The sequence below is a fragment of the Microbacterium sp. LWH13-1.2 genome, from assembly GCF_038397735.1.
In the GTDB taxonomy this organism is placed as follows: Bacteria; Actinomycetota; Actinomycetes; order Actinomycetales; family Microbacteriaceae; genus Microbacterium.
Genome location: NZ_CP151635.1, coordinates 1,869,222 through 1,887,729, shown reverse-complemented (window position 1 = coordinate 1,887,729; position 18,508 = coordinate 1,869,222). Strand labels below are relative to the sequence as shown.

The 18,508-nt window shown below is 68.3% G+C and carries 18 protein-coding genes; 12 read left to right on the top strand and 6 right to left on the bottom strand.

The features are described from left to right. Positions 1-3 precede the first annotated feature (3 nt). The 4 genes from MRBLWH13_RS08920 to MRBLWH13_RS08905 all read left to right on the top strand — a co-directional run bounded on the left by MRBLWH13_RS08920 (position 4) and on the right by MRBLWH13_RS08905 (position 4,297). A complete protein-coding gene (locus tag MRBLWH13_RS08920; RefSeq protein WP_341954363.1) occupies positions 4-1,143 on the top strand; it encodes a glycosyltransferase in 1,140 nt (379 codons plus the stop codon). Continuing rightward, positions 1,140-2,174: a glycosyltransferase gene (locus tag MRBLWH13_RS08915; RefSeq protein WP_341958199.1), complete on the top strand. Its 1,035-nt coding sequence runs from the start codon at positions 1,140-1,142 to the stop codon at positions 2,172-2,174. The genes MRBLWH13_RS08920 and MRBLWH13_RS08915 overlap by 4 nt, the downstream gene beginning before the upstream one ends. After that, on the top strand, positions 2,171-3,634 hold the full coding sequence (locus MRBLWH13_RS08910; RefSeq protein ID WP_341958198.1) for a glycosylase: 1,464 nt from the start codon (positions 2,171-2,173) through the stop codon (positions 3,632-3,634). The genes MRBLWH13_RS08915 and MRBLWH13_RS08910 overlap by 4 nt, the downstream gene beginning before the upstream one ends. A gap of 270 nt (positions 3,635-3,904) precedes the next feature. Continuing rightward, positions 3,905-4,297: a hypothetical protein gene (locus MRBLWH13_RS08905; RefSeq protein ID WP_341958196.1), complete on the top strand. Its 393-nt coding sequence runs from the start codon at positions 3,905-3,907 to the stop codon at positions 4,295-4,297. 42 nt (positions 4,298-4,339) lie between these two features. Here the strand turns inward: MRBLWH13_RS08905 and MRBLWH13_RS08900 are convergent, their stop codons facing one another. From MRBLWH13_RS08900 to MRBLWH13_RS08890, 3 genes are read right to left on the bottom strand one after another with little or no spacing between them, the layout of a single operon-like run. Then, the gene (locus tag MRBLWH13_RS08900) at positions 4,340-7,813 is read right to left on the bottom strand and encodes an error-prone DNA polymerase (RefSeq protein WP_341958194.1); all 3,474 of its coding nucleotides are present in this window, start codon (positions 7,811-7,813) and stop codon (positions 4,340-4,342) included. Then, a complete protein-coding gene (locus MRBLWH13_RS08895) occupies positions 7,813-9,351 on the bottom strand; it encodes a DNA polymerase Y family protein (protein WP_341958192.1) in 1,539 nt (512 codons plus the stop codon). The genes MRBLWH13_RS08900 and MRBLWH13_RS08895 overlap by 1 nt, the downstream gene beginning before the upstream one ends. Beyond that, a complete protein-coding gene (locus tag MRBLWH13_RS08890; protein ID WP_341958191.1) occupies positions 9,348-10,145 on the bottom strand; it encodes a hypothetical protein in 798 nt (265 codons plus the stop codon). The genes MRBLWH13_RS08895 and MRBLWH13_RS08890 overlap by 4 nt, the downstream gene beginning before the upstream one ends. A 133-nt stretch (positions 10,146-10,278) precedes the next feature. Here MRBLWH13_RS08890 and MRBLWH13_RS08885 point away from each other — a divergent pair, with 133 nt between their 5' ends. From MRBLWH13_RS08885 to MRBLWH13_RS08865, 5 genes are read left to right on the top strand one after another with little or no spacing between them, the layout of a single operon-like run. Continuing rightward, on the top strand, positions 10,279-10,749 hold the full coding sequence (locus tag MRBLWH13_RS08885; RefSeq protein ID WP_341958189.1) for an A24 family peptidase: 471 nt from the start codon (positions 10,279-10,281) through the stop codon (positions 10,747-10,749). A gap of 35 nt (positions 10,750-10,784) precedes the next feature. Further along, the gene (locus MRBLWH13_RS08880) at positions 10,785-10,997 is read left to right on the top strand and encodes a hypothetical protein (protein WP_056516419.1); all 213 of its coding nucleotides are present in this window, start codon (positions 10,785-10,787) and stop codon (positions 10,995-10,997) included. After that, positions 10,990-11,640 carry a CYTH domain-containing protein gene (locus MRBLWH13_RS08875; RefSeq protein WP_341958187.1) on the top strand — a complete coding sequence of 217 codons (651 nt, stop codon included), beginning with the start codon at positions 10,990-10,992 and terminating at the stop codon, positions 11,638-11,640. Before MRBLWH13_RS08880 ends, MRBLWH13_RS08875 begins: the two co-directional genes overlap by 8 nt. 54 nt (positions 11,641-11,694) lie before the next feature. Beyond that, entirely contained in the window at positions 11,695-12,849 is a 1,155-nt protein-coding gene (locus tag MRBLWH13_RS08870) for a type III polyketide synthase (protein ID WP_341958185.1), read from the top strand. Then, positions 12,846-13,565 carry a methyltransferase domain-containing protein gene (locus tag MRBLWH13_RS08865; protein ID WP_341958182.1) on the top strand — a complete coding sequence of 240 codons (720 nt, stop codon included), beginning with the start codon at positions 12,846-12,848 and terminating at the stop codon, positions 13,563-13,565. Before MRBLWH13_RS08870 ends, MRBLWH13_RS08865 begins: the two co-directional genes overlap by 4 nt. Positions 13,566-13,622: 57 nt before the next feature. Here MRBLWH13_RS08865 and lpdA read toward each other — a convergent pair whose 3' ends face one another. Both lpdA and MRBLWH13_RS08855 read right to left on the bottom strand, forming a co-directional pair. Next, on the bottom strand, positions 13,623-15,020 hold the full coding sequence (lpdA, locus tag MRBLWH13_RS08860) for a dihydrolipoyl dehydrogenase (RefSeq protein ID WP_042538477.1): 1,398 nt from the start codon (positions 15,018-15,020) through the stop codon (positions 13,623-13,625). A 9-nt stretch (positions 15,021-15,029) separates the two neighbouring features. Further along, positions 15,030-15,680, bottom strand: a complete 651-nt coding sequence (locus tag MRBLWH13_RS08855) for a copper resistance CopC family protein (protein WP_341958179.1) — start codon at positions 15,678-15,680, stop codon at positions 15,030-15,032. 99 nt (positions 15,681-15,779) lie between these two features. Between MRBLWH13_RS08855 and MRBLWH13_RS08850 the strand changes: the two genes are divergently transcribed. From MRBLWH13_RS08850 to MRBLWH13_RS08840, 3 genes are all read left to right on the top strand, one after another. Next, positions 15,780-16,265, top strand: coding sequence for an FHA domain-containing protein (locus MRBLWH13_RS08850; protein WP_341958177.1), 486 nt, complete (start codon positions 15,780-15,782; stop codon positions 16,263-16,265). Continuing rightward, on the top strand, positions 16,265-16,951 hold the full coding sequence (locus tag MRBLWH13_RS08845) for a MerR family transcriptional regulator (RefSeq protein ID WP_341958175.1): 687 nt from the start codon (positions 16,265-16,267) through the stop codon (positions 16,949-16,951). The genes MRBLWH13_RS08850 and MRBLWH13_RS08845 overlap by 1 nt, the downstream gene beginning before the upstream one ends. A gap of 99 nt (positions 16,952-17,050) precedes the next feature. Then, on the top strand, positions 17,051-17,596 hold the full coding sequence (locus MRBLWH13_RS08840; RefSeq protein ID WP_056516435.1) for a MerR family transcriptional regulator: 546 nt from the start codon (positions 17,051-17,053) through the stop codon (positions 17,594-17,596). A gap of 82 nt (positions 17,597-17,678) precedes the next feature. On the opposite strand, the gene MRBLWH13_RS08835 is transcribed toward MRBLWH13_RS08840, so the two are convergent. Further along, entirely contained in the window at positions 17,679-18,491 is an 813-nt protein-coding gene (locus MRBLWH13_RS08835) for a ParA family protein (protein ID WP_311244406.1), read from the bottom strand. Positions 18,492-18,508: the final 17 nt, after the last annotated feature.

Genomic DNA, 18,508 nt, shown 5'->3' with positions numbered 1-18,508 from the left:
CCAATGACGCTTTTCGGTTTTCTGAGTACCTACCCGCCCACGCGCTGCGGCCTTGCGACGTTCACCGCCGCGCTCGCGACTGCCGTCGCGTCGAACGGCGTGGACGAGTGCCTGGTGGTGCGAGTGGACGACGGCGTGCCCGCTGGACCATCGGTCCCGACTGCGCGACTGCGGGTCGCGCCCGAGATGCTGAAGCCGGGCTCGGCCGCGGATCGCGAGTCGGCGCTCGCAGCGCTCGACACCTGCGACGTCGTGGTGATCCAGCACGAGTACGGGATCTACGGCGGTCCCGACGGTGACGAGGTCGTAGAACTGCTCGAACGGTTGCGGGCACCCAGGATCGTCGTCATGCACACCGTGCTCCCGTCACCGACCCCTCATCAGCGGAGCGTGACGGCCCGGATCGTCGATAACTCCGACGTGATCGTGGCGATGACCTCCACAGCCGCATCGCTGCTCTCGCGCGAGTACGGCGTGCCCGATGAGCGGCTGTGCATGATCCCGCACGGCGTCGACGAGTGGAAGTTGCCCGTATCCGCAGCCCATTCCACTCGACCGGTGCTCCTCACCTGGGGCCTGCTCGGGCCCGGCAAAGGCATCGAATGGGTGATCAGGGCGCTCGCGACCATGAAGGAGCTGAATCCGCAGCCGCTTTATCGCGTGCTCGGGCAGACGCATCCCAAGGTCGTGCTCGAGGACGGTGAGCACTATCGGCGCTCGCTGTGGGCTCTCGCGGATGAGCTCGGCGTCGGCGGTGCCGTCGAGATCGACGCGCGCTATCTCGAGTCGGAGGAGCTCGCCGCACAGGTCGCGGCAGCGGACATCGTCGTGCTTCCCTATGACTCCCACGATCAGGCCACGTCCGGCGTCCTTGTCGAGGCGATGGCCGCGGGAAAGCTGGTGGTCGCCACGCGATTCCCTCATGCGATCGAGATGCTCGCGGGAGGAGGCGGAGCTCTCGTCGCCCACCAGGATCCGGATGCGATCGGGGCTGCCATACGGGGTCTTCTCGACGACCCCCGTCTCGCGCTGGACGCAGCCGCGCGATCTCGCGATCTGACCTCCGTCACCGGGTGGAACAGCATCGCCGACCGGTATCGAGCGCTCGCCGCGGAACTGTCGATGGCAGGCAGCAGGCGATGAGGGCGGTGCAGGCTCCGGCGATCGCGCCGATGGCGTTCGCGCATCTCGTGGCGATGACGACGCCGCTCGGCCTGCACGAGCATGCGGAGTTCCAGCGGCCGCGGGCGGAGCACGGCTACTGCACGGACGACGTCGCCCGTGCGCTCACCGTGGTGGTCCACGAATCGCTGCGCTCGCCAGAGCTCGACGAGCTGGAGTCCGTCTACCTGGGCTTCCTCGAGCGTGCGGTGTCGGCGCGGGGAGTCGTGCACAACAGGATGTCGGCGTCAGGCGTCTGGACCGACGAGCCGACGACAGACGACTGGTGGGGTCGGGCGATCGCCGGGCTCGGTGCCGCGGTGCGGTACTCGCGCGACGCCGGGCACCGGGCCAGGGCGCTTCGCGCGTTCCTTCGGGCCTCGGCGCAGTCCTCGATCGATGTCCGTGCCAGCGCTTTCGCCGCGGTCGGGGCGGCCGACGTGCTGCAGGCGCGACCGGATGCGACGGCGGCGCGAATGCTCCTCATCCAATGCCTGTCACGCATTCCCCGTGTCGACGACGGAGGGCGAGGCTGGCCCGAACCCATGCTGCGCTACGCCAACGCCGCTCTGTGCGACGCGCTGATCATGGGTGGCTATGTGCTCGGATGGCACGCGACTGCAGCGGACGGGCTGAGGATGCTCGAGGGGCTTCTCCGCATCGAGACGGATCCGAGAGGGCACCTGTCGGTGACGGGTTCCTCGGGGCGAGCATCGGGGGCGGTGGGGCCGCAGTGGGATCAGCAGCCGATCGAGCCGGCCGCGATCGCAGACGCATGCGCGCACGCGCTGGAGGTCACCGGCGACCACAGGTGGGCGGGCGAGGTGCTGCGGGCATGGGCCTGGTTCGAGGGCGAGAACGACAACGGCATTCCAATGTTCGATGCGATCGTGGGCGGTGGCTACGACGGTCTCGTACCCGGCGGTCGAAACGAGAACTGCGGGGCCGAGTCCACCCTCGCCGCGATCAGGACGAACCAGAACGCACGCATGGCCGGGCGGTGGATCTCGTGAGCGCGCTCGCCGTCGATGCGGGCGTCGAGCTCGGCGCGGATCACGAGCGCGTCGTCGCCCGACTGTTCCTGCCCGGGGAGAGCACACCGGGCGGCGACTCCCGCACCGAAGCCGTGCTGCGCCGCGTCCTGCGCATGCGACCTGACGTGCTCGCGGCGGAGGCGCGCTCGCTTCGGGAGCGATTCGGACCCAGACACAGCGATCTGGTCGAGGTACTGCGCGCGAATGCCCGACTCGTGCTTCCCGCAGGGGCGCCGGACCTCGACGACGACACTGCGGTCGTGGTCGGCGCGGTGTTCTCGAGCGAGTTCGCGGTCGAGGGGGCGGCGCTGTGCAACCCGAGTGTCGTCGTGCACCCCGACCAGAAGGACCTGGCCCCGGGGGAGCTTCGTCTGGTTCTGAGCGTGCGGTCGATCGGCGAGGGGCATATCTCATCCATCCAGTTCTGCGAGGCCATCGTCGGCCCTGGACGCACCTGGCGATTCCTCCCTCGAGAGCCGGAGCTCATGGTCGCGGAAATCGGTGCGGCAGCCTGGGATCGCGGCCGCTTCGAGCATGCGCTGCTCCTCGGGGGAGGATCCGGCGAGATGGTCCGCGCGGTCGTCCAGATGCTCCCGACGACCTTCTCTGCTGCGGAGTTCGCCGCGGTGTTGCAGGACCTGCGTCCCCCTCTGCTGCATCAAGACGGCGCCCGCGAGCAGATCGAGAGCATGCGTGTCATCGCCGAGTCCGCTTACCGGGCCGAGTTCGCACCGACGAGCCCGGTGAGCGCACGCGTTCTGCTTCCCACGGCCGACGAGGAGCGGCGGGGGATGGAGGATGTCCGACTCGTCGAGATCGACGGAGCGCATCGAGCGGGCGGGCCGAGGTACCGCGGAACGTATACCGCCTATGACGGCCGCTCGATCGCGTCGCGCATGATCACGACAGACGACTTCCGCAGCTTCGAGGTGCACAGGCTCACGGGGCCGCCGAGCGCGACCAAGGGCATGGCGTTCTTTCCCCGCCCGATCGCGGGGGAATGGGTGGCGCTCAGTCGAACGGATGGCGAGTGCACCAGCCTCACCCGCTCTCGCGACGGTGTGGACTGGGGGCGCGAAGAGGCGATCCATCGCCCGGGGGCGCTCTGGGAGGTCGTCCAGACCGGCAACTGCGGACCGCCGCTGGAGACGGACGAAGGATGGCTGGTGCTCACTCACGGGGTCGGCCCCATGCGCTCGTACAGCATCGGCGCACTCCTGCTCGATCTCGACGATCCGTCGCAGGTCATCGGCGTGCTGGACCGGCCGCTGATCGAGCCTTTCGGAGCAGTCGGAGGGTACGTGCCGAACGTGGTGTACAGCTGCGGGGGGATCATCCATGAGGGGACGCTGTGGATCCCGCACGGCGTGGCCGACCAGAGCATCAGGGTGGCGTCCGTCGACCTCGCGCGACTGCTGTCTGAGCTGGATCGCGCGTAAGTCGGGACTGGTTGCCCTCTCGAGTCATCCAAACCCCATTTTGGATCGCTCGAGAGGGCTCACCGTCCTTCCCGGACGGTAGGGGAGGCGGCGAAGACTTTTCGCTGCTCTCTCGACTGATATCCCCAGATGTTCAGTCGGTAGCCCCCGCTACTCCCTGCAGAATATCGCTTAATCGTCTTGTCCGCCATTTGGGGGACAAATAAATCTACGAATGTTTCTTCCGAGACTGGGGCTTGCCGCGAGAACGTCCACTCATAGAGTGGATTCATGGACAGAAAGCTCGTGATCAACGCGCCCCTCGCCATCGCGCACGGACACCGTGTCGAGGTGTCGGAGTGCGTCGACGAGCTGACCGGTGAGTCCGTGATCCTCTCTGTCATCGACCTCGACACCCGCATCCGGTATCGCCGCCCCGAAGAGCCGCGGGAGCGGGTCAGCCGGTGGCTGGGCCGTGTCGTCGATTGCACGGTGACGATCGGTGTCGGCCACGGATCGCGCACCCTGCTCACGGTCGACATCGACGGCGACGGACGAGGTGCGACCAGTGCGCGAACGGCTCTGCACGGCGCGGATGCCGCGGTGGACGCGGCGAAGGCCGAAGCAGACCGCTGGGGTGGTGGGGATCGCGTGCCCGAACCGGAGCCTGAGCGCTTCTGGTGAGCGCTCCGCGGACCCTCTGAGCGGCGTGCCCTGACATGACGCTCATCGGAAGTCCCGAGAGCGATGGGTGACTCCGGTGCGGAGGTCCTCGAAGGCATCTGCGAGGACGTTCACGACGCCCTCCGCCGAGCGCTCGAGGATGCCGCGGATGATGAGAGCGGGCGAATCGCGGGCCACCCGGTGATATCGGCTCCACACCCCTGTCGAGCAGATGACGTTGACCAGGCCGCTCTCATCCTCGAGGTTGAGGAACGTGACGCCCGCTGCGGTCGCCGGGCGCTGACGGTGCGTCACGAGGCCTGCGACTTCGATGCGTCGTCCTGTCTCGTGGCCCTGGAGGTCGAGGGAGGTGAGCACGCCCCGCTCACGGAGGAGTGCGCGGAAGTGCGCCATCGGGTGGTCATCGGTCGAGACGCCGGTGGCCCACAGATCGGCGGAGAGCCGCTCATAGCTGGACTGATCCGTGAACAGCGGCGGCTGCACGGCGACGGTCGTTCCCGGGAGGAATCGCGAGCGGTCCTCCGCGGCCGCTCCGGACAGCCAGATCGCCTCTCTGCGCTGGAGCCCGAGACACTCGAACGCACCGGCGGTCGCGAGAGCCTCCAGCTGCGCAGCAGTGGCATCCGTCCGCCTCACCAGATCGTTCAGATCGCGGAAGAGGCCGCCTGACTCGCGCTCAGCGACGATCCGCTCAGCCAACGGCAGACCGATGCCGCGCACTCCGCTGAGTCCCATGCGCACCGCATACCCGCCGTCTCTGCGATGTGCTGCCGATTCGTCGGGCAGGGATCGGTCGAAGCGCGGCACGCGGGGTTGCAGCGGGTCGGAGCAGGAATCCAGTCCGGTCGGAGCTCGCAGAGGTGCTCCTTCGAGTGGTTCCAGAGTCTCGGTCGCACCCGAGGAGTGCAGATCGGGACGCCGAACCTCGACTCCGTGTCGACGAGCGTCTGCGGTGAGCGTCGAGGCGGAGTAGAAGCCCATCGGCTGCGACCGCAGCAGCCCAGCGAGGAACGCAGCCGGGTAGTGCAGCTTGAGCCAGGAGCTGGCGTAGACGAGCAGGGCGAAGGACAGTGAATGCGATTCGGCGAAACCGAAGTTCGAGAACGCCTGGATCTGCGCGTAGATGCGATCCGACTGCTCGGCGGAGAGCCCGCGCCTGGTCATCCCCGCATAGAGCTTGTCGCGGACCTTCTCGATCTTCTCGAGTCCGCGCTTGGATCCCATGGCGCGTCTGAGCAGATCGGCTTCGTCGGCTGTGCAGTCGCCGATGGCCGTCGCCATCTGGATCAGCTGCTCCTGGAAGATCGGGATGCCCAGCGTCCGCTCGAGGATCGGCTTGAGATCGTCGTGCGGATAGGGGATCTCGAGCACCACCGGATCTTCGCCCCTGGCAGTCCTGGCGCGGTTCTCCTCGTCGAGCGCATCCTTCGCCATCTTGCGGCGGACGAAGGGATGCACCGCCCCGCCCTGGATGGGCCCAGGACGGATGAGCGCGATCTGGATGGCGAGGTCGTAGAAGGCCCGAGGCTGCAGTCGGGGGAGCAAGCCGATCTGCGCACGCGACTCGACCTGGAACACGCCGATCGAATCCGCACGGCAGAGCATGTCGTAGACCGCCGGCTCTTCTTTGGGCAGCGTCTCGAGGGTCCACCGTTCGCCCGTGGCATCGCGGATGAGGTCGAAGCAGTGCTGGAGGGCCGCCAGCATCCCGAGGCCCAGCAGATCGAACTTGACGAGCCCCATCCAGGCCGCATCGTCTTTGTCCCACTGGATGACGGTGCGGTTCTCCATGCGCGCATGCTCCACGGGCACCACCTCGCCCACGGGTCTGGCAGTCAGTACCATGCCGCCGGAGTGTATGCCGAGATGCCGAGGCGCCTTCAGCAGCTCGCCCGCATACTCGAGCACGTTCGCGGGGATGTCGTGCTCCTCGGCGACCTCGAGCCCTGAGCTCCATCCGTCGACCTGCCGAGACCAGGCGTCCTGCTGTCCGGGCGAGTAGCCGAGAGCCCTCGCCATGTCGCGCACGGCGTTCTTCGGTCGGTACTGGATGACATTCGCCACCTGCGCCGCGCGTTCCCTCCCGTACTCGCGGTACACCCACTGGATGATCTCCTCGCGGCGGTCGGAGTCGAAGTCCACATCGATGTCGGGCTCCTCCTGACGTGTGGTCGCGAGGAAGCGCTCGAAGGGCAGGCGGTAGAGGATCGGGTCGACGGCGGTGATCCCGAGCAGGTAGCAGACGGCGCTCGCCGCAGCCGAGCCGCGACCTTGACAGAGGATGCCGAGACGCTTCGCCTCGGTGACGATCCCGTGCACGATGAGGAAGTAGCCGGGGAAGTCCTTCTCCTGGATGACGTCGAGCTCGCGGCCGATCCGGCGGCGACCGTCGTCATCCAGGCGCGGGTACTTCGTCGGCACGGCCTCCCACACCAGGTGCCGCAGCCAGCTCATCGGAGTGTGGCCGTCCGGCACCTCCTGCTTCGGGAGCGCAGGGCGCGCGCGGCGGAGAGGGAAGGCGGATGCCGCGGCGAGCTCCAGCCCGTACGAGATCGCGCCGGGGTGACGCCGGAAGCGCGCCGCCATCTCCGCACCGCTGCGCAGATGCGCCCCTCCGTGTGCGGGGAGCCAGCCGTCGAGATCGTCCATGCTGCGCACGGCCCGCACCGCGGCGACGGCTTCGGCGAGCGACGCCCGCTCGGGTGCGGCGTAGTGCACGTTGTTGGTCGCCACCACGGGCAGCCTCATCCGTCTGGCGAGGTCTGCGAGAGCATCGTTGCGTCGCGAGTCCTGCGGATCGCCGTGGTCGAAGAGCTCGACGGCGACGTGGTCCTGCCCGAACAGATCGACCAGGCGGCGCAGCGGGGTGTGCGCGTCTCCGGCTTCGAGTCCGCGGCGGACCCCGCCCTTGCGGCATCCGGTGAGGATCGTCCAGTGCCCGTCTGCGGTGGCGGCCAGCTCGTCGAGGTCGTAGACGGGGCGGCCCTTCTCTCCGCCTCGGAGATGGGCGGCCGTCATCGCGCCGGAGAGCCGGTGGTAACCCTCCAAGCCGTCGGCGAGCACGAGCAGATGGTCGCCGATCGGATCGGGGGCGCCCCGCTGCGGCGCGTCGAGTCCGAGGGAGAGCTCGGCTCCGTACACGGTCTGCACCTTGACATCCATCAGCTCTGCGACCTCGGCGAAGCGGGCCGCACCGTAGAAGCCGTCGTGGTCGGTGAGCGCCAGAGCGGTCAGGCCCAGCCGCTCGGCCTCGGCGAGGAGGTCTTCGGGGGAGGAGGCGCCGTCGAGGAAGGAATACGACGAATGCGCATGCAGCTCGGCGTAGGGGACGGCGTCCTCCGGCCGTCCGACCGCGGTCGGAGGAGTCCTCTTGCGCCGGGTGCTGATGGGACCGGGGTCCGGGCGCGTGCCCGGCCGCGTGCTCGGTGGCGTCCCGCCGGTCGGATAGGGCGACTCCTCACCGCTGAGGGTGCGTTCCAGCTCGTTCCACGACAGAGGCGGATTGTGCCAACCCATCAGCGATACCTCCCCTCGGCCCACCAGCGATCGCCTGTGCAGAAGACCAACCAGGCGCGATCATGATCGTCGATGATCTGCAGGCGGTGTCCTCGCTTGCCGCCGGTGGCGTCCCATCGGCGCTCGTGGATGGGCCACGGGCCCGCCCATGCCTGCACATCGTCACCGTCGATGCGGGTCGGCGCCGCGGAGAGCGCCCCTCGCTCGTCGACGAGGACCGTCGCGCCGTCGGGAGCGAGCACTCCGATCGGCCGAGGCGGTCGGAACACCTCGGCGGGAAGCGGATCCGGAAGGCTCCCCGGCCAGGGGCGGCCGGGGTCTCGGGGTGCGACCGCGCGTTCTCCCCAGGGCGTGAGCACCTGTCGGTCGGCGAGCCAGCGCCCGCCGGAGAGCGCTGCGGTGACGACGCCCTCGTGGCCGAGCATCGTCTGCACACGGGAGATGGCGTGGTGCAGGCGCTCATCAGTTCCTGAGCCGAAGAGGCCCGGCTGGTGGTGTGCGGCATCATCGACGGCCACGGGGACGATCCGCACCAGTTCGATGCCGCCGAAAGCCCGCGCCTCGTCGATCGGCTCTTTGGCGGACTCCGCCCCCAGAGCTTCGAGCTGCCAGCGCACCCTGTCTACGAGGTCGGCCGCATCGAAGCAGGTCGGGTGCAGCCAGGGGCGGGAGAACACCGTGCCGTTGTCGTCGATCAGGTCGATGCGCACCTCGGTGCACACGACCGATGCGTCGCCGAGACCGAGCATCACCGCATCTGCCGTCTGCCGGACCGCGAATGCCACCTGGTCGGCCCCGGCCAGAGCAGGCTCGAACTCGACGGAGCGCACGAGCTCTGGGTCGGGCGGACGCGGCACCACGGCGCGGGAGTCCGCTCCGGCGGCGAGGGCGTGCAGGCGGGCGCCGCGCTCGCCGAAGCGATCACGCACCTCGATCTCGTCGAGGCCGGCGAACTCGCCGAGCGTTCGCACCCCCAGCCGGATCAGAAGACCGGTGAGCTGTTCGTCGCGCAGCACGCTCACGGGCAGCGGGTCGAGGAAGTCCTTCGCATGCCCCGCGGGCACGACGGTGCAGGGTGTGCGCCCCCTGGCGGCGAGTTCTGCCGTGAAGGGTCCGTCGGCGATGCCGACTCGAACCTCGGGGAAGCCGGCGTCGGCGAGGACGTCGATCAGCGCCCGACCGGCTTCGGCTTCACCGTCGTGGTACCGGGAGATGCCCCGAGCGCGCACCGCCGCGAGCCCCGGACGCAGCAGAGCCGCACCGGGGGCGTGCTTCTCGATGATCTGCAGCACCGGCAGGAAGGCCCGCTCGTCTCGGGCGGCATCGTGGGGAAGCACGCGCAGCGACGAGATGTGTCCCTGCGCGACGCGGCGACGCTGACCTGCGCGTACACCGTGCTCTCTGGCCGATGCGGTGCAGGCGATGACGGTGTTCGCCTGCACCAGGGCTGTCGGCGCATGCGGCGGGGGTCCGCCCAGAGCGGCTCGCAACGGCCAGTCGGGGAACCACAGGACCAGGACACGGAGAGGCGAGGTCATCCGGCCACCGCCAGGGGCGGGTACTCGCGCGGGGTGCCGGCTCCGCCGCGCAGGCCGTGCAGCGTGGTCGGCTCGGCCGTGATCTCTCCGACGCTCTCCTCGGCCGGCAGCTCCTCGACCGCTCCGTGGGTTCCGGGAAGGCGCACACGGACGCTCGAGGACAGTGGGCTGTGCCTCGTCCTCGCGGTCACGGTCGCCGTCGATCCCTCGATCAGCCCCCATCCCTCGCCGACCCCGAGCCAGTGCTGGTCGTGCAGCCGGATGGAACCCTCGCTCTGCGGCCAGGCGCCGGCCGCTGTCGACTCGGTGACCAGGAGCGTGCTCCCACGGTCGCGGAGTCGTGCGCTCAGTCGTGACACATCGGCATCACGTGCCCGGCTGCCCGGCTGCACGGCGATCAGCGGCACGACCTCGGCGAGTGCGGAGGTCGCGGCGAGCCAGCGGTCTCCCGGCTCGGGGACGAGGATCAACCGGGCGAGTTCGATGCCGAAGGCGGCTGCAGCCTCGACCCCCAGCGTGGGCATGCCGACCACGGCGCACCAGAGCCCTTTGCTCGACGCGGCGGCGAGCAGGGCGAGGACGAGGCTGGGCGAGGGGGAGACGGTATAGGCCGTGCCGGTCTGCAGCCCCTCTTCGGGAAGCAGGGAGGAGAAGGCCGGATCGAGGGGCAGCAGCGGATGCTCGCTGCGTCTGCGCTGCATGCGGCTGATCTCCCGGCGCAGCCGAAGCACCTCTCCGGCGCGGGAGTCGCCAGCCGGAGAGAGCGCGGTCACCGCATCGAGCCCGATCCCCATGAATCCATCCTCGAAGATATGTACTAATAAAGCAACTGGAGATGATCACGATAGTTCGAACCTCCGACATGGGGGCAGGGGGTTATCCACACCCGGCCCGGGGACGGCATCCGTCTTCTCCTAGCCTTCCGGCATGGATCTCCGCAGCGTGCTCGTCGTGACCGTCCACCTGCTGCTGTTCGTAATCGGCTGCCGACTCGTCGTGATCGACATCCGCACCCATCGGCTGCCGGACCGGATCGTCCTGCCTACCCTCGCCGCTCTCCTCGTGCTCAGTGCGGTCGATGCCCTGATGTCCGGTGATGGCGGCGCGCTGACAAGAGGTGCGCTCGGCATGCTGATCCTCGGCGGTTTCTACGCGATGCTCCGTCTGCTCGGCCGAGAGGGGATGGGCGGGGGAGATGTGAAGCTCGCCGCCGCGATCGGTCTGCTGCTCGGATGGCACAGCTGGCAGGCGCTCGCCGTGGGCGCGGCATCGGCCTTCGTCCTCGGAGCGCTGTACGCGCTGGCGCTGATGGCATCGCACGCGGCCGACCGATCCACGCGCATCGCCTTCGGGCCGTGGATGATCCTCGGCGCGCTCCTGGGCATACTCGCGGGATGACCCCTCATCCGCGATGACGGGGATAGGGTGAGCACATGGCACTCGCACGACTTCACGGCGGCCCGCTCGACGGGCAGATCATTCCTCTCGGCGACGCGGACGACAAGCTGATCGTCCCCTACAGCGAGACCCAGGTGGTGTACAACCGACGCGGCGAGGAGCAGAACACCGGCGACGCCGACGGGCCCACCGAGATCGACTACTGGTTCGACGAGTCCCTCGAGGACCTCACGCTCACGGATGACTGAGAGCGGCACTCCTTCGCAGTCCGGCTCCGAGCCGACCAGGGTCGTCGAGGTCGAGCGCAAGTACGACGTCGACGAGGGCACGCCCCTCCCCGAGTGGGACGGACTGCCCGGTGTCGACGCCGTGTCAGAGGGCGAGGTGCGCGAGCTCGACGCCCGCTATCTCGACACCGATGACGCCGAGCTCTCGCGTGCCGGAGTGGCGCTTCGTCGCCGCACCGGCGGCCCGGATGCCGGATGGCACATCAAAGGGCCCCGCGAAGGCGACGGGCGTCTCGAGATCGGCTGGCCTCTGGGCGACGGCGACGACGACAGCATCCCGGATGCGGTGACCGACACCCTCTCCCGATGGACGACGGGGCGACTGACGCCGCTCGCGCGCATCGAGAACAGCCGCACCGCCTATCTGCTCTCGGGTGCAGACGGCGTGATCGCCGAGTTCGTCGACGATCGGGTCCGCGCGACCGACCTCCGGCAGGACGTCCTGCGCGAGTGGCGTGAGTGGGAGTTCGAACTCGGCCCCGCCGCTCCGGCGGATGCAGCAGGGCGCGAGGCCCTGTTCGATGCCGTCGAGAGGGCGATCTTCGCCGTCGGCGGTCGTGACGCGGCATCCGGCTCGAAGCTCGCCCGTGCTCTCGGTTTCTGACACGCGGCGCAAGCCCCTTCCGTCTCGATGCGCGGTGGTGCTTGAGTGACTGACATGAGTCGTTCCGCCGTCCTCCGCTCGCTGCAGACGATCGTTCCCGACACCGTCCTCGAGCAGAACGAGGTGCGCGACATCTTCGCGTCGCAGCCGGATGTCGGAAGGCTCGCGCAGCGGATCATCGGCGCGTCCTTCAACGGCTCGGGTATCGACACGCGGCACACGGTCATCGACGAGTTCTCGTCACATCCGCAGCCCGGCGAGCCGCTCTTCTTCGAGCGGGAGAACAACCTTCTCCGCTCACCCGGCACCAAGGCACGCAACGACCTCTACGTGAGGGAGGCGTCGCGTCTCTTCGTCGAGGTCGCGCGTCGCGCCCTCGACGCCGACCCCGACGTGTCCGCCGCCGACGTCACGCACGTCATCACGGCATCGTGCACGGGATTCCATGCCCCCGGCCCGGAGTACGAGATCGTGCGGGGGCTCGGGCTCCCTGACAGCGTGCAGCGCTATCACCTGGGCTTCATGGGCTGCTACGCCTCGATGCCGGCGCTCCGCGCCGCGAGCCAGTTCTGCGCGGCCGACCCCGACGCCGTAGTGCTGGTCGTCAGTGTCGAGCTGTGCACGGTGCACCTGAGATCGACCGAGGACCCTGACCTCATCGTCGCCAACTCCCTCTTCGCCGACGGAGCGGCCGCGGGCATCGTCACGGCCCGTGATCTTCCCACGCCGACTCCCGGGGTCCGTCTCGACGGCTTCCATACGGCCATCGCCGCAGAGGGCGAGCAGGACATGGCATGGACGATCGGTGACCACGGCTTCGAGATGATCCTGTCGACCAGGGTTCCGCAGATCATCGGCGAGACCATCGTCGGGGCGATCCGCCCACTCTATGCGCGCGAAGGCGAGCTGGCCGAGGCCTTCGACGAGGGGCGCGTCGGAGACCGCGTCGAGCACTGGGCCATCCATCCCGGTGGCCGGAGCATCCTCGATCGGGTGCAGGAGCGACTGAATCTCTCGGATGCTCAGCTGCATCCCGCGCGCGAGACGCTGCGGGTGAACGGCAACATGTCGAGTGCGACGATCCTCTTCGTCATCAAGCGCATCCTCGACGACGGCGCCGCCGACGGGTCGCGCGTCGCGGCGATGGCCTTCGGGCCGGGGCTGACGGCCGAGAGCGCCCTGATGACGGTCGCCGTCGGCGTCGCATGAGTCACGACCTCTCGACCCGTGCGTCCGATGCGCGAGAGCTCATGGACGACCCCAACGCGGACATCGCCATGCTCGAGCGCACCTACGAGCGCTTCCGCCTCGTGAACGCCCTGGTGTCGGGCCCGGGGGAGTTCTACCGTCGAGACATCCGCCCCCGTGCCCGGCGCGGTCCGATCCGCATCCTCGACATCGGAGCCGGCGGCGGCGACGTCTGCCGGATGATCGCGGCGAGGCTCCAGCGCGACGGACTGACCGCCGAGATCACCGCGCTGGATGCCGATGAGCGCGCGATCCGGTGGGCCTCCGCTCAGGACGGGGGATCCGGCGTGCGATACCGCCGCGCTCTGTCGGAGGAACTCGTCGCGGAGGGGGAGCAGTACGACGTGGTCTTCTCGAATCACCTGCTTCACCACCTCACGACGCAAGAGCTGCAGAGCCTGCTGCTCGACTCGCGACGGCTCGTCGGCGAAGACGGGCTCGTGGTGCATCGTGACATCGCCCGAAGCAGGGCCGCGTACATGCTGTACAGCGCGGTGACCTGGCTCGTCTCCGGCGTGCTCCTGCGAGGATCGTTCATCCGCGAGGACGGCCTCATCAGCATCCGCCGCTCATACACGTCGAAGGAGCTGACGTCGATCGTGCCGCCCGGATGGACCGTGCGGTTCAGTCTTCCGTCGCGGCTCGAGCTGAGACACAACGGCCGCGCCGGACGGTGACGCACGAAGGCCCGGTCACGCGTGAGCGTGCCGGGCCTTCGTGGTGATCGGGTGGGATCAGAAGTTGATCATGTGACCCGCGAGGCCGTGGAAGCCCTCCTGCAGCGCCTCCGACAGAGTCGGGTGGGTGTGCACGTTGCGGGCCAGCTCGAGAGCGGTGAGGTCCCACTTCTGCGCCAGCGTCAGCTCGGGCAGCAGCTCGGAGACGTCGGGGCCGATCATGTGGGCGCCGATGAGCTCGAGGTGCTCGGCGTCGGCGATCAGCTTGACGAAGCCGACGGGCTCGCCGAGTCCGTGCGCCTTGCCGTTCGCCATGAAGGGGAACGTCGCGACCTTGATCTCGCGCCCTTCGTCCTTGGCCTGCTGCTCGGTGAGGCCGAACGAGGCGACCTGCGGCGAGCAGAACGTCGCGCGGGGCATCATGCGGTAGTCGCCGAGGGTCTGGGTCTCCGCGCCGCCGATGGTCTCTGCCGCGACGACACCCTGAGCCTCTGCCACGTGCGCGAGCTGCAGCTTGGCGGTGACGTCGCCGATCGCGTAGATGCCCTCGACGTTGGTGCGCATGTGGTCGTCGATGTCGATCGCACCGCGCTCGGTGAGCTTCACACCGGTGGCCTCGAGTCCGAAGCCCTCGATGTTCGGGGCGAAGCCGACGGACATGAGCACCTTGTCGGCCTCGATCGACGACTGCTGCCCGTCCTTGCCGGTGTACGAGACGGTGACGGACGAGCCGTTGTCGACGACGGACTCGACCTTGGTGGAGGTGAGGATGTCTACGCCGTAGTTCTTGTACTGCTTCGCGATCTCCTTCGACACGTCCGCATCCTCGTTGGGGAGAGCGCGGTCGAGGAACTCGATGATCGTGACCTTGACGCCGTAGTTGGTCATCACGTAAGCGAATTCCATGCCGATGGCGCCGGCGCCGACGATGACGATCGACTTCGGCAGCTCGCGGCTGAGGATCTGCTCCTCATAGGTCACGACATTGTCGCTGAGCTGGACGCCCGGGAGCAGGCGGACCTTCGAGCCGGTCGCGATGATCGCGTTGTCGAAGGTGACCTCTTCGGTCGACCCGTCGGCCTTGGCGACCGAGATCGCCTTCGGCCCGGTGAAGGTGCCGCGACCGTCGTACTCGGTCACCTTGTTCTTCTTCATCAGGAAGTGGATGCCCTTGACGCGGCCGTCGGCGACGACGCGGCTGCGATCGAACGCCTTGCCGTAGTCGATCGTGAACTCACCCGAGATGCCGAAGAAGTCGGCCTTGTGGTTGAGCGTGTGCGCGAGCTCCGCGTTCTTCAGAAGAGCCTTGGAGGGGATGCAGCCCACGTTGAGGCACACACCACCCCAGTACTTCTCTTCGATGATGGCGGTGGACAGACCGAGCTGCGCGCTGCGAACCGCAGCGACGTATCCGCCAGGACCTGCACCGAGGATGACGACATCGTAGTGTGGCATGCCTTAAGCCTATCGCTCCGTGGGGACGTCGGAATCGGTCGAACCGGGGCTGCGGCGACCGCGGATCACGAGCCAGACGACGATGCCGACGATCACGAGCACACCGGTGATCGCGAGCACCCAGATCATGGTCGTCGCGGCGGACGAGTCGCTCTCCTCAGGTGCGGACGTGATGTCCGTTCCGGGGCCGGCGGTCGCGGCGGGAGTCGGCTCGGCGGTCGTGGGGGATGCCGTCGGCTCCTCGGTCGGGATGCTCTCCGTCCCGCTCGCGACGGTGAAGTCGAATTCGCCGGAGGTGGGGTGGCCGTCGCTCGAGACGACCTTCCAGATCACGTGATAGGCACCGGCCGGCGCTTCGGAGGCGAGCGGCTGCGTGACGATCGCACCGTTCAGGGTCGGCGCGCCATCGGTGACAGGGGTGCCCGCGGGATCGGTCACCACGATCTCGGTCGCGCCGTCGCCGTCGATGAGCTTCGCGCTGAACGTGAGGGTGAGCTCGGCCGGAAGGGTGTCGACAGTGCTGTCAGCCTCAGGAGACGACGCGATGAGGCTGTCGTGCGCTGAGGCGGAGAGCGGCACGAACAGCACCAAGAACGCTGTCAAAAAGGCTGCGGCGAGAGCGATCGGGGCTGAGGGGAGGCGGCGAGCTGTGGTTTTCACATGCCCAGCCTATGAAGCATCGGTATGCGAGGGCTGAGTGTGAAGGGAGCTCCCGCGTGAGGTCGCTGATCAGTTAGTCTGGAGGACTAGGAGGGCAAAGTGACAGACAGCGAAACCCGATCGGGCGGAGACGCCGCGATCCATCGTGCCGGCGAGCAGAGGCACGACGTGACGCAGACGTTCGGGCATGACTCGGACCTTTCCTTCGTGCCCTTCGGCGCGGAGCTGACGGATGTGGAACAGAGCGCCATCGCGGCGCTTCCCTCCGGTTCCGCACTGCTCCTGGTGCGCTCCGGAGCACTGGCAGGTGCGCGTTACCTGCTCGACACGGACGTGACGACCGTCGGCCGCCACCCCGAAGCGGACATCTTCTTCGACGACGTCACCGTCTCGCGTCGTCACGCCGAGGTCACCCGCACCGGCTCGACCTTCGAGATCATCGACCAGCGCTCTCTCAACGGCACTTATGTGAACGGTGAGCGCGTCGACCGCAGTGCTCTGGTCGACGGCACCGAGCTTCGCGTCGGCAAGTTCCGGCTGAACTTCTTCGCCTCTCCCGTCGATCGCGTCGCGGCGATCGACTGATGGCGGCTTCCCCCGCCCGCGAACGCTCGGCGTCCGCGGGTCTTCTGAGCATCGGTCAGGTCCTGGCGCGACTCACGCCAGAGTTCCCCGAGCTCACTTCGAGCAAGCTCCGCTTCCTCGAAGTTCAGGGGATCGTCACGCCGTCGCGCACCGAATCGGGCTACCGCAAGTTCTCGCAGGCCGACATCGAGCGGCTGCGCCTGGGTCTCACGCTGCAGCGGGATCACTACCTCCCTCTCAGCGTCATCCGCGAGCAGCTCGACGAGGCTGAGGCGAACGGCGAATCAGCGGCTCTCGTGCCGCCGCCCTCGATCACTCCGACGCCGCGCCGCTACCGTCGCAGTGAGCTGCTGTCGGCGGCAGGCGCGGGCCCGCAGCTGCTCAACGACGCGATCAGCACCGGCGTGATCGTGGCACAGGAGAGCTACCCGGAATCCACGGTCACGCTGCTGCGCGGTCTGGTCGCTCTCGACCGCCACGGCATCGAGCCTCGGCACCTCCGCTCACTGCGACAGGGCGCCGAGCGCGAGGTGGCGCTGATCGAATCGGCCCTGTCGTCGCTGCTGCGCCGCACCGATGCCGCGTCGCGTGCGAAGGCGAGCGACATGGCGCCCAATCTTGCCGCGAAGATCGACGAGGTGCGTTCGCTCTTCGTCAAAGACGCGATCGCGCGGTTGCTTTCGTAACGAACTGATTGCGACACACCTTCGGTGTCGTACGGATGTCATTGCCGGTGCCGGAGGGCTGCTCTAGCGTGGAGGTAACGGCTCCAGGGAGGATTTCAGATGAATGCGGATGAGCGTGCAGGCGACCCGCGGTTCGTACCCGAACTCCTCTTCACCGACGGCCTGCCGGCCATGGACGACGAGGTCGGCTATCGCGGTGCCGTCGCTGCTCGTGCAGCGGGCATCACCTACCGTCAACTGGACTACTGGGCGCGCACCGAGCTGGTCGAGCCCACCGTTCGCGGCGCGAGCGGCTCCGGCTCTCAGCGCCTTTACGGCTTCCGCGACATCCTCGTGCTCAAGCTCGTGAAGAGCCTGCTCGACACCGGCATCTCTCTGCAGCAGATCCGTACCGCCGTCGACGAGCTCCGCCGCGCGGGCATCCGCGATCTCGCGGGAACGACCCTCATGAGCGACGGCGCATCCGTCTACCTCTGCACGTCGAACGACGAGGTCATCGACCTGGTCAGCCGCGGACAGGGAGTATTCGGCATCGCCGTCGGCAAGGTGCTCCGCGAAGTGGAGTCCACGCTGGTCGCGTTCGATGCGACGGCACCGGACCCGGTCGACGAGCTGTCGGCGCGCCGCACCAAGCGATCCGCCTGAGCATCCGCGGCCCCGAGCCGCGCACAGACGAAGAAACGGCCATCCTCGTCAGAGGATGGCCGTTTCTGCTGTCTGCGGTCGGTCAGGCCTGAGCGCCCGATTCCGCGACCTGGATGCGCCCCGTGCGGATGATCCGGTCGAGCAGCTGGTCGAAGTCCGAGGCCAGCTCCTGAGCCGAGTCGCCCGGCCAGATGTGGAGCGGCTTGGCCGCACCCTGTGCCTGCTGCAGCGACGTGCGCTCGGGCAGCTGAGGGGAGAGGACGAGCGGACCGAACATGTCGCGCAGCTCCTTGATGCGGAACTGGTGCTCGATCGACTGAGGGCGGACGCGGTTGACCACGATGCCGAGCGGCTGAAGGCGGGGGGAGAGGCCTCGACGGATCTCCTCGATCGCGCGGAGAGCACGGTCGGCGGCGGCGACGGAGAAGAGGCCGGGCTCGGTGACGACCATCACGCGGTCGCTCGCGGCCCAGGCCGTGCGGGTGAGGGCGTTCAGCGACGGCGCGCAGTCGATGAGCACCAGGTCGTAGTCCGCCTCGACGGCAGCCAGCGCCTCTTCCAGCTTCCAGACGTCGCGCACGCTCGGGTGCGGTCCGTCGAAGTTGATCGCGGAGGGGCTTCCGATCAGCACGTCGATGGTCCCGGGGTGCACCTTCGCCCAGCCGCTGGAGGTGATCGCCTGACGGACGACCTTCTCCTTCGGGTTCGCCAGGACATCGGCGATGTTGAGCCGACCTGCCACCTGGATGTCCATCCCGGTGGACACATCTGACTGCGGGTCGAGGTCGACGACGAGCGTTCGGACACCACGGGCGAAGGCCGCTGAGGCCAAGCCGAGGGTCACGGTCGTCTTGCCGACGCCTCCCTTGAGAGAGCTGACGCTGAGTACGTGCACGAACACCACGTTACCTT

Bases quoted from the DNA above. Each gene is read 5' to 3' on its own strand.
- MRBLWH13_RS08920 (WP_341954363.1), top strand. From the start codon at position 4: ATGACGCTTTTCGGTTTTCTGAGTACCTACCCGCCCACGCGCTGCGGC.
- MRBLWH13_RS08915 (WP_341958199.1), top strand. From the start codon at position 1,140: ATGAGGGCGGTGCAGGCTCCGGCGATCGCGCCGATGGCGTTCGCGCAT.
- MRBLWH13_RS08905 (WP_341958196.1), top strand. From the start codon at position 3,905: ATGGACAGAAAGCTCGTGATCAACGCGCCCCTCGCCATCGCGCACGGA.
- MRBLWH13_RS08900 (WP_341958194.1), bottom strand. From the start codon at position 7,813: ATGGGTTGGCACAATCCGCCTCTGTCGTGGAACGAGCTGGAACGCACC.
- MRBLWH13_RS08895 (WP_341958192.1), bottom strand. From the start codon at position 9,351: ATGACCTCGCCTCTCCGTGTCCTGGTCCTGTGGTTCCCCGACTGGCCG.
- MRBLWH13_RS08890 (WP_341958191.1), bottom strand. From the start codon at position 10,145: ATGGGGATCGGGCTCGATGCGGTGACCGCGCTCTCTCCGGCTGGCGAC.
- MRBLWH13_RS08885 (WP_341958189.1), top strand. From the start codon at position 10,279: ATGGATCTCCGCAGCGTGCTCGTCGTGACCGTCCACCTGCTGCTGTTC.
- MRBLWH13_RS08880 (WP_056516419.1), top strand. From the start codon at position 10,785: ATGGCACTCGCACGACTTCACGGCGGCCCGCTCGACGGGCAGATCATT.
- MRBLWH13_RS08875 (WP_341958187.1), top strand. From the start codon at position 10,990: ATGACTGAGAGCGGCACTCCTTCGCAGTCCGGCTCCGAGCCGACCAGG.
- MRBLWH13_RS08870 (WP_341958185.1), top strand. From the start codon at position 11,695: ATGAGTCGTTCCGCCGTCCTCCGCTCGCTGCAGACGATCGTTCCCGAC.
- MRBLWH13_RS08865 (WP_341958182.1), top strand. From the start codon at position 12,846: ATGAGTCACGACCTCTCGACCCGTGCGTCCGATGCGCGAGAGCTCATG.
- lpdA (WP_042538477.1), bottom strand. From the start codon at position 15,020: ATGCCACACTACGATGTCGTCATCCTCGGTGCAGGTCCTGGCGGATAC.
- MRBLWH13_RS08845 (WP_341958175.1), top strand. From the start codon at position 16,265: ATGGCGGCTTCCCCCGCCCGCGAACGCTCGGCGTCCGCGGGTCTTCTG.
- MRBLWH13_RS08840 (WP_056516435.1), top strand. From the start codon at position 17,051: ATGAATGCGGATGAGCGTGCAGGCGACCCGCGGTTCGTACCCGAACTC.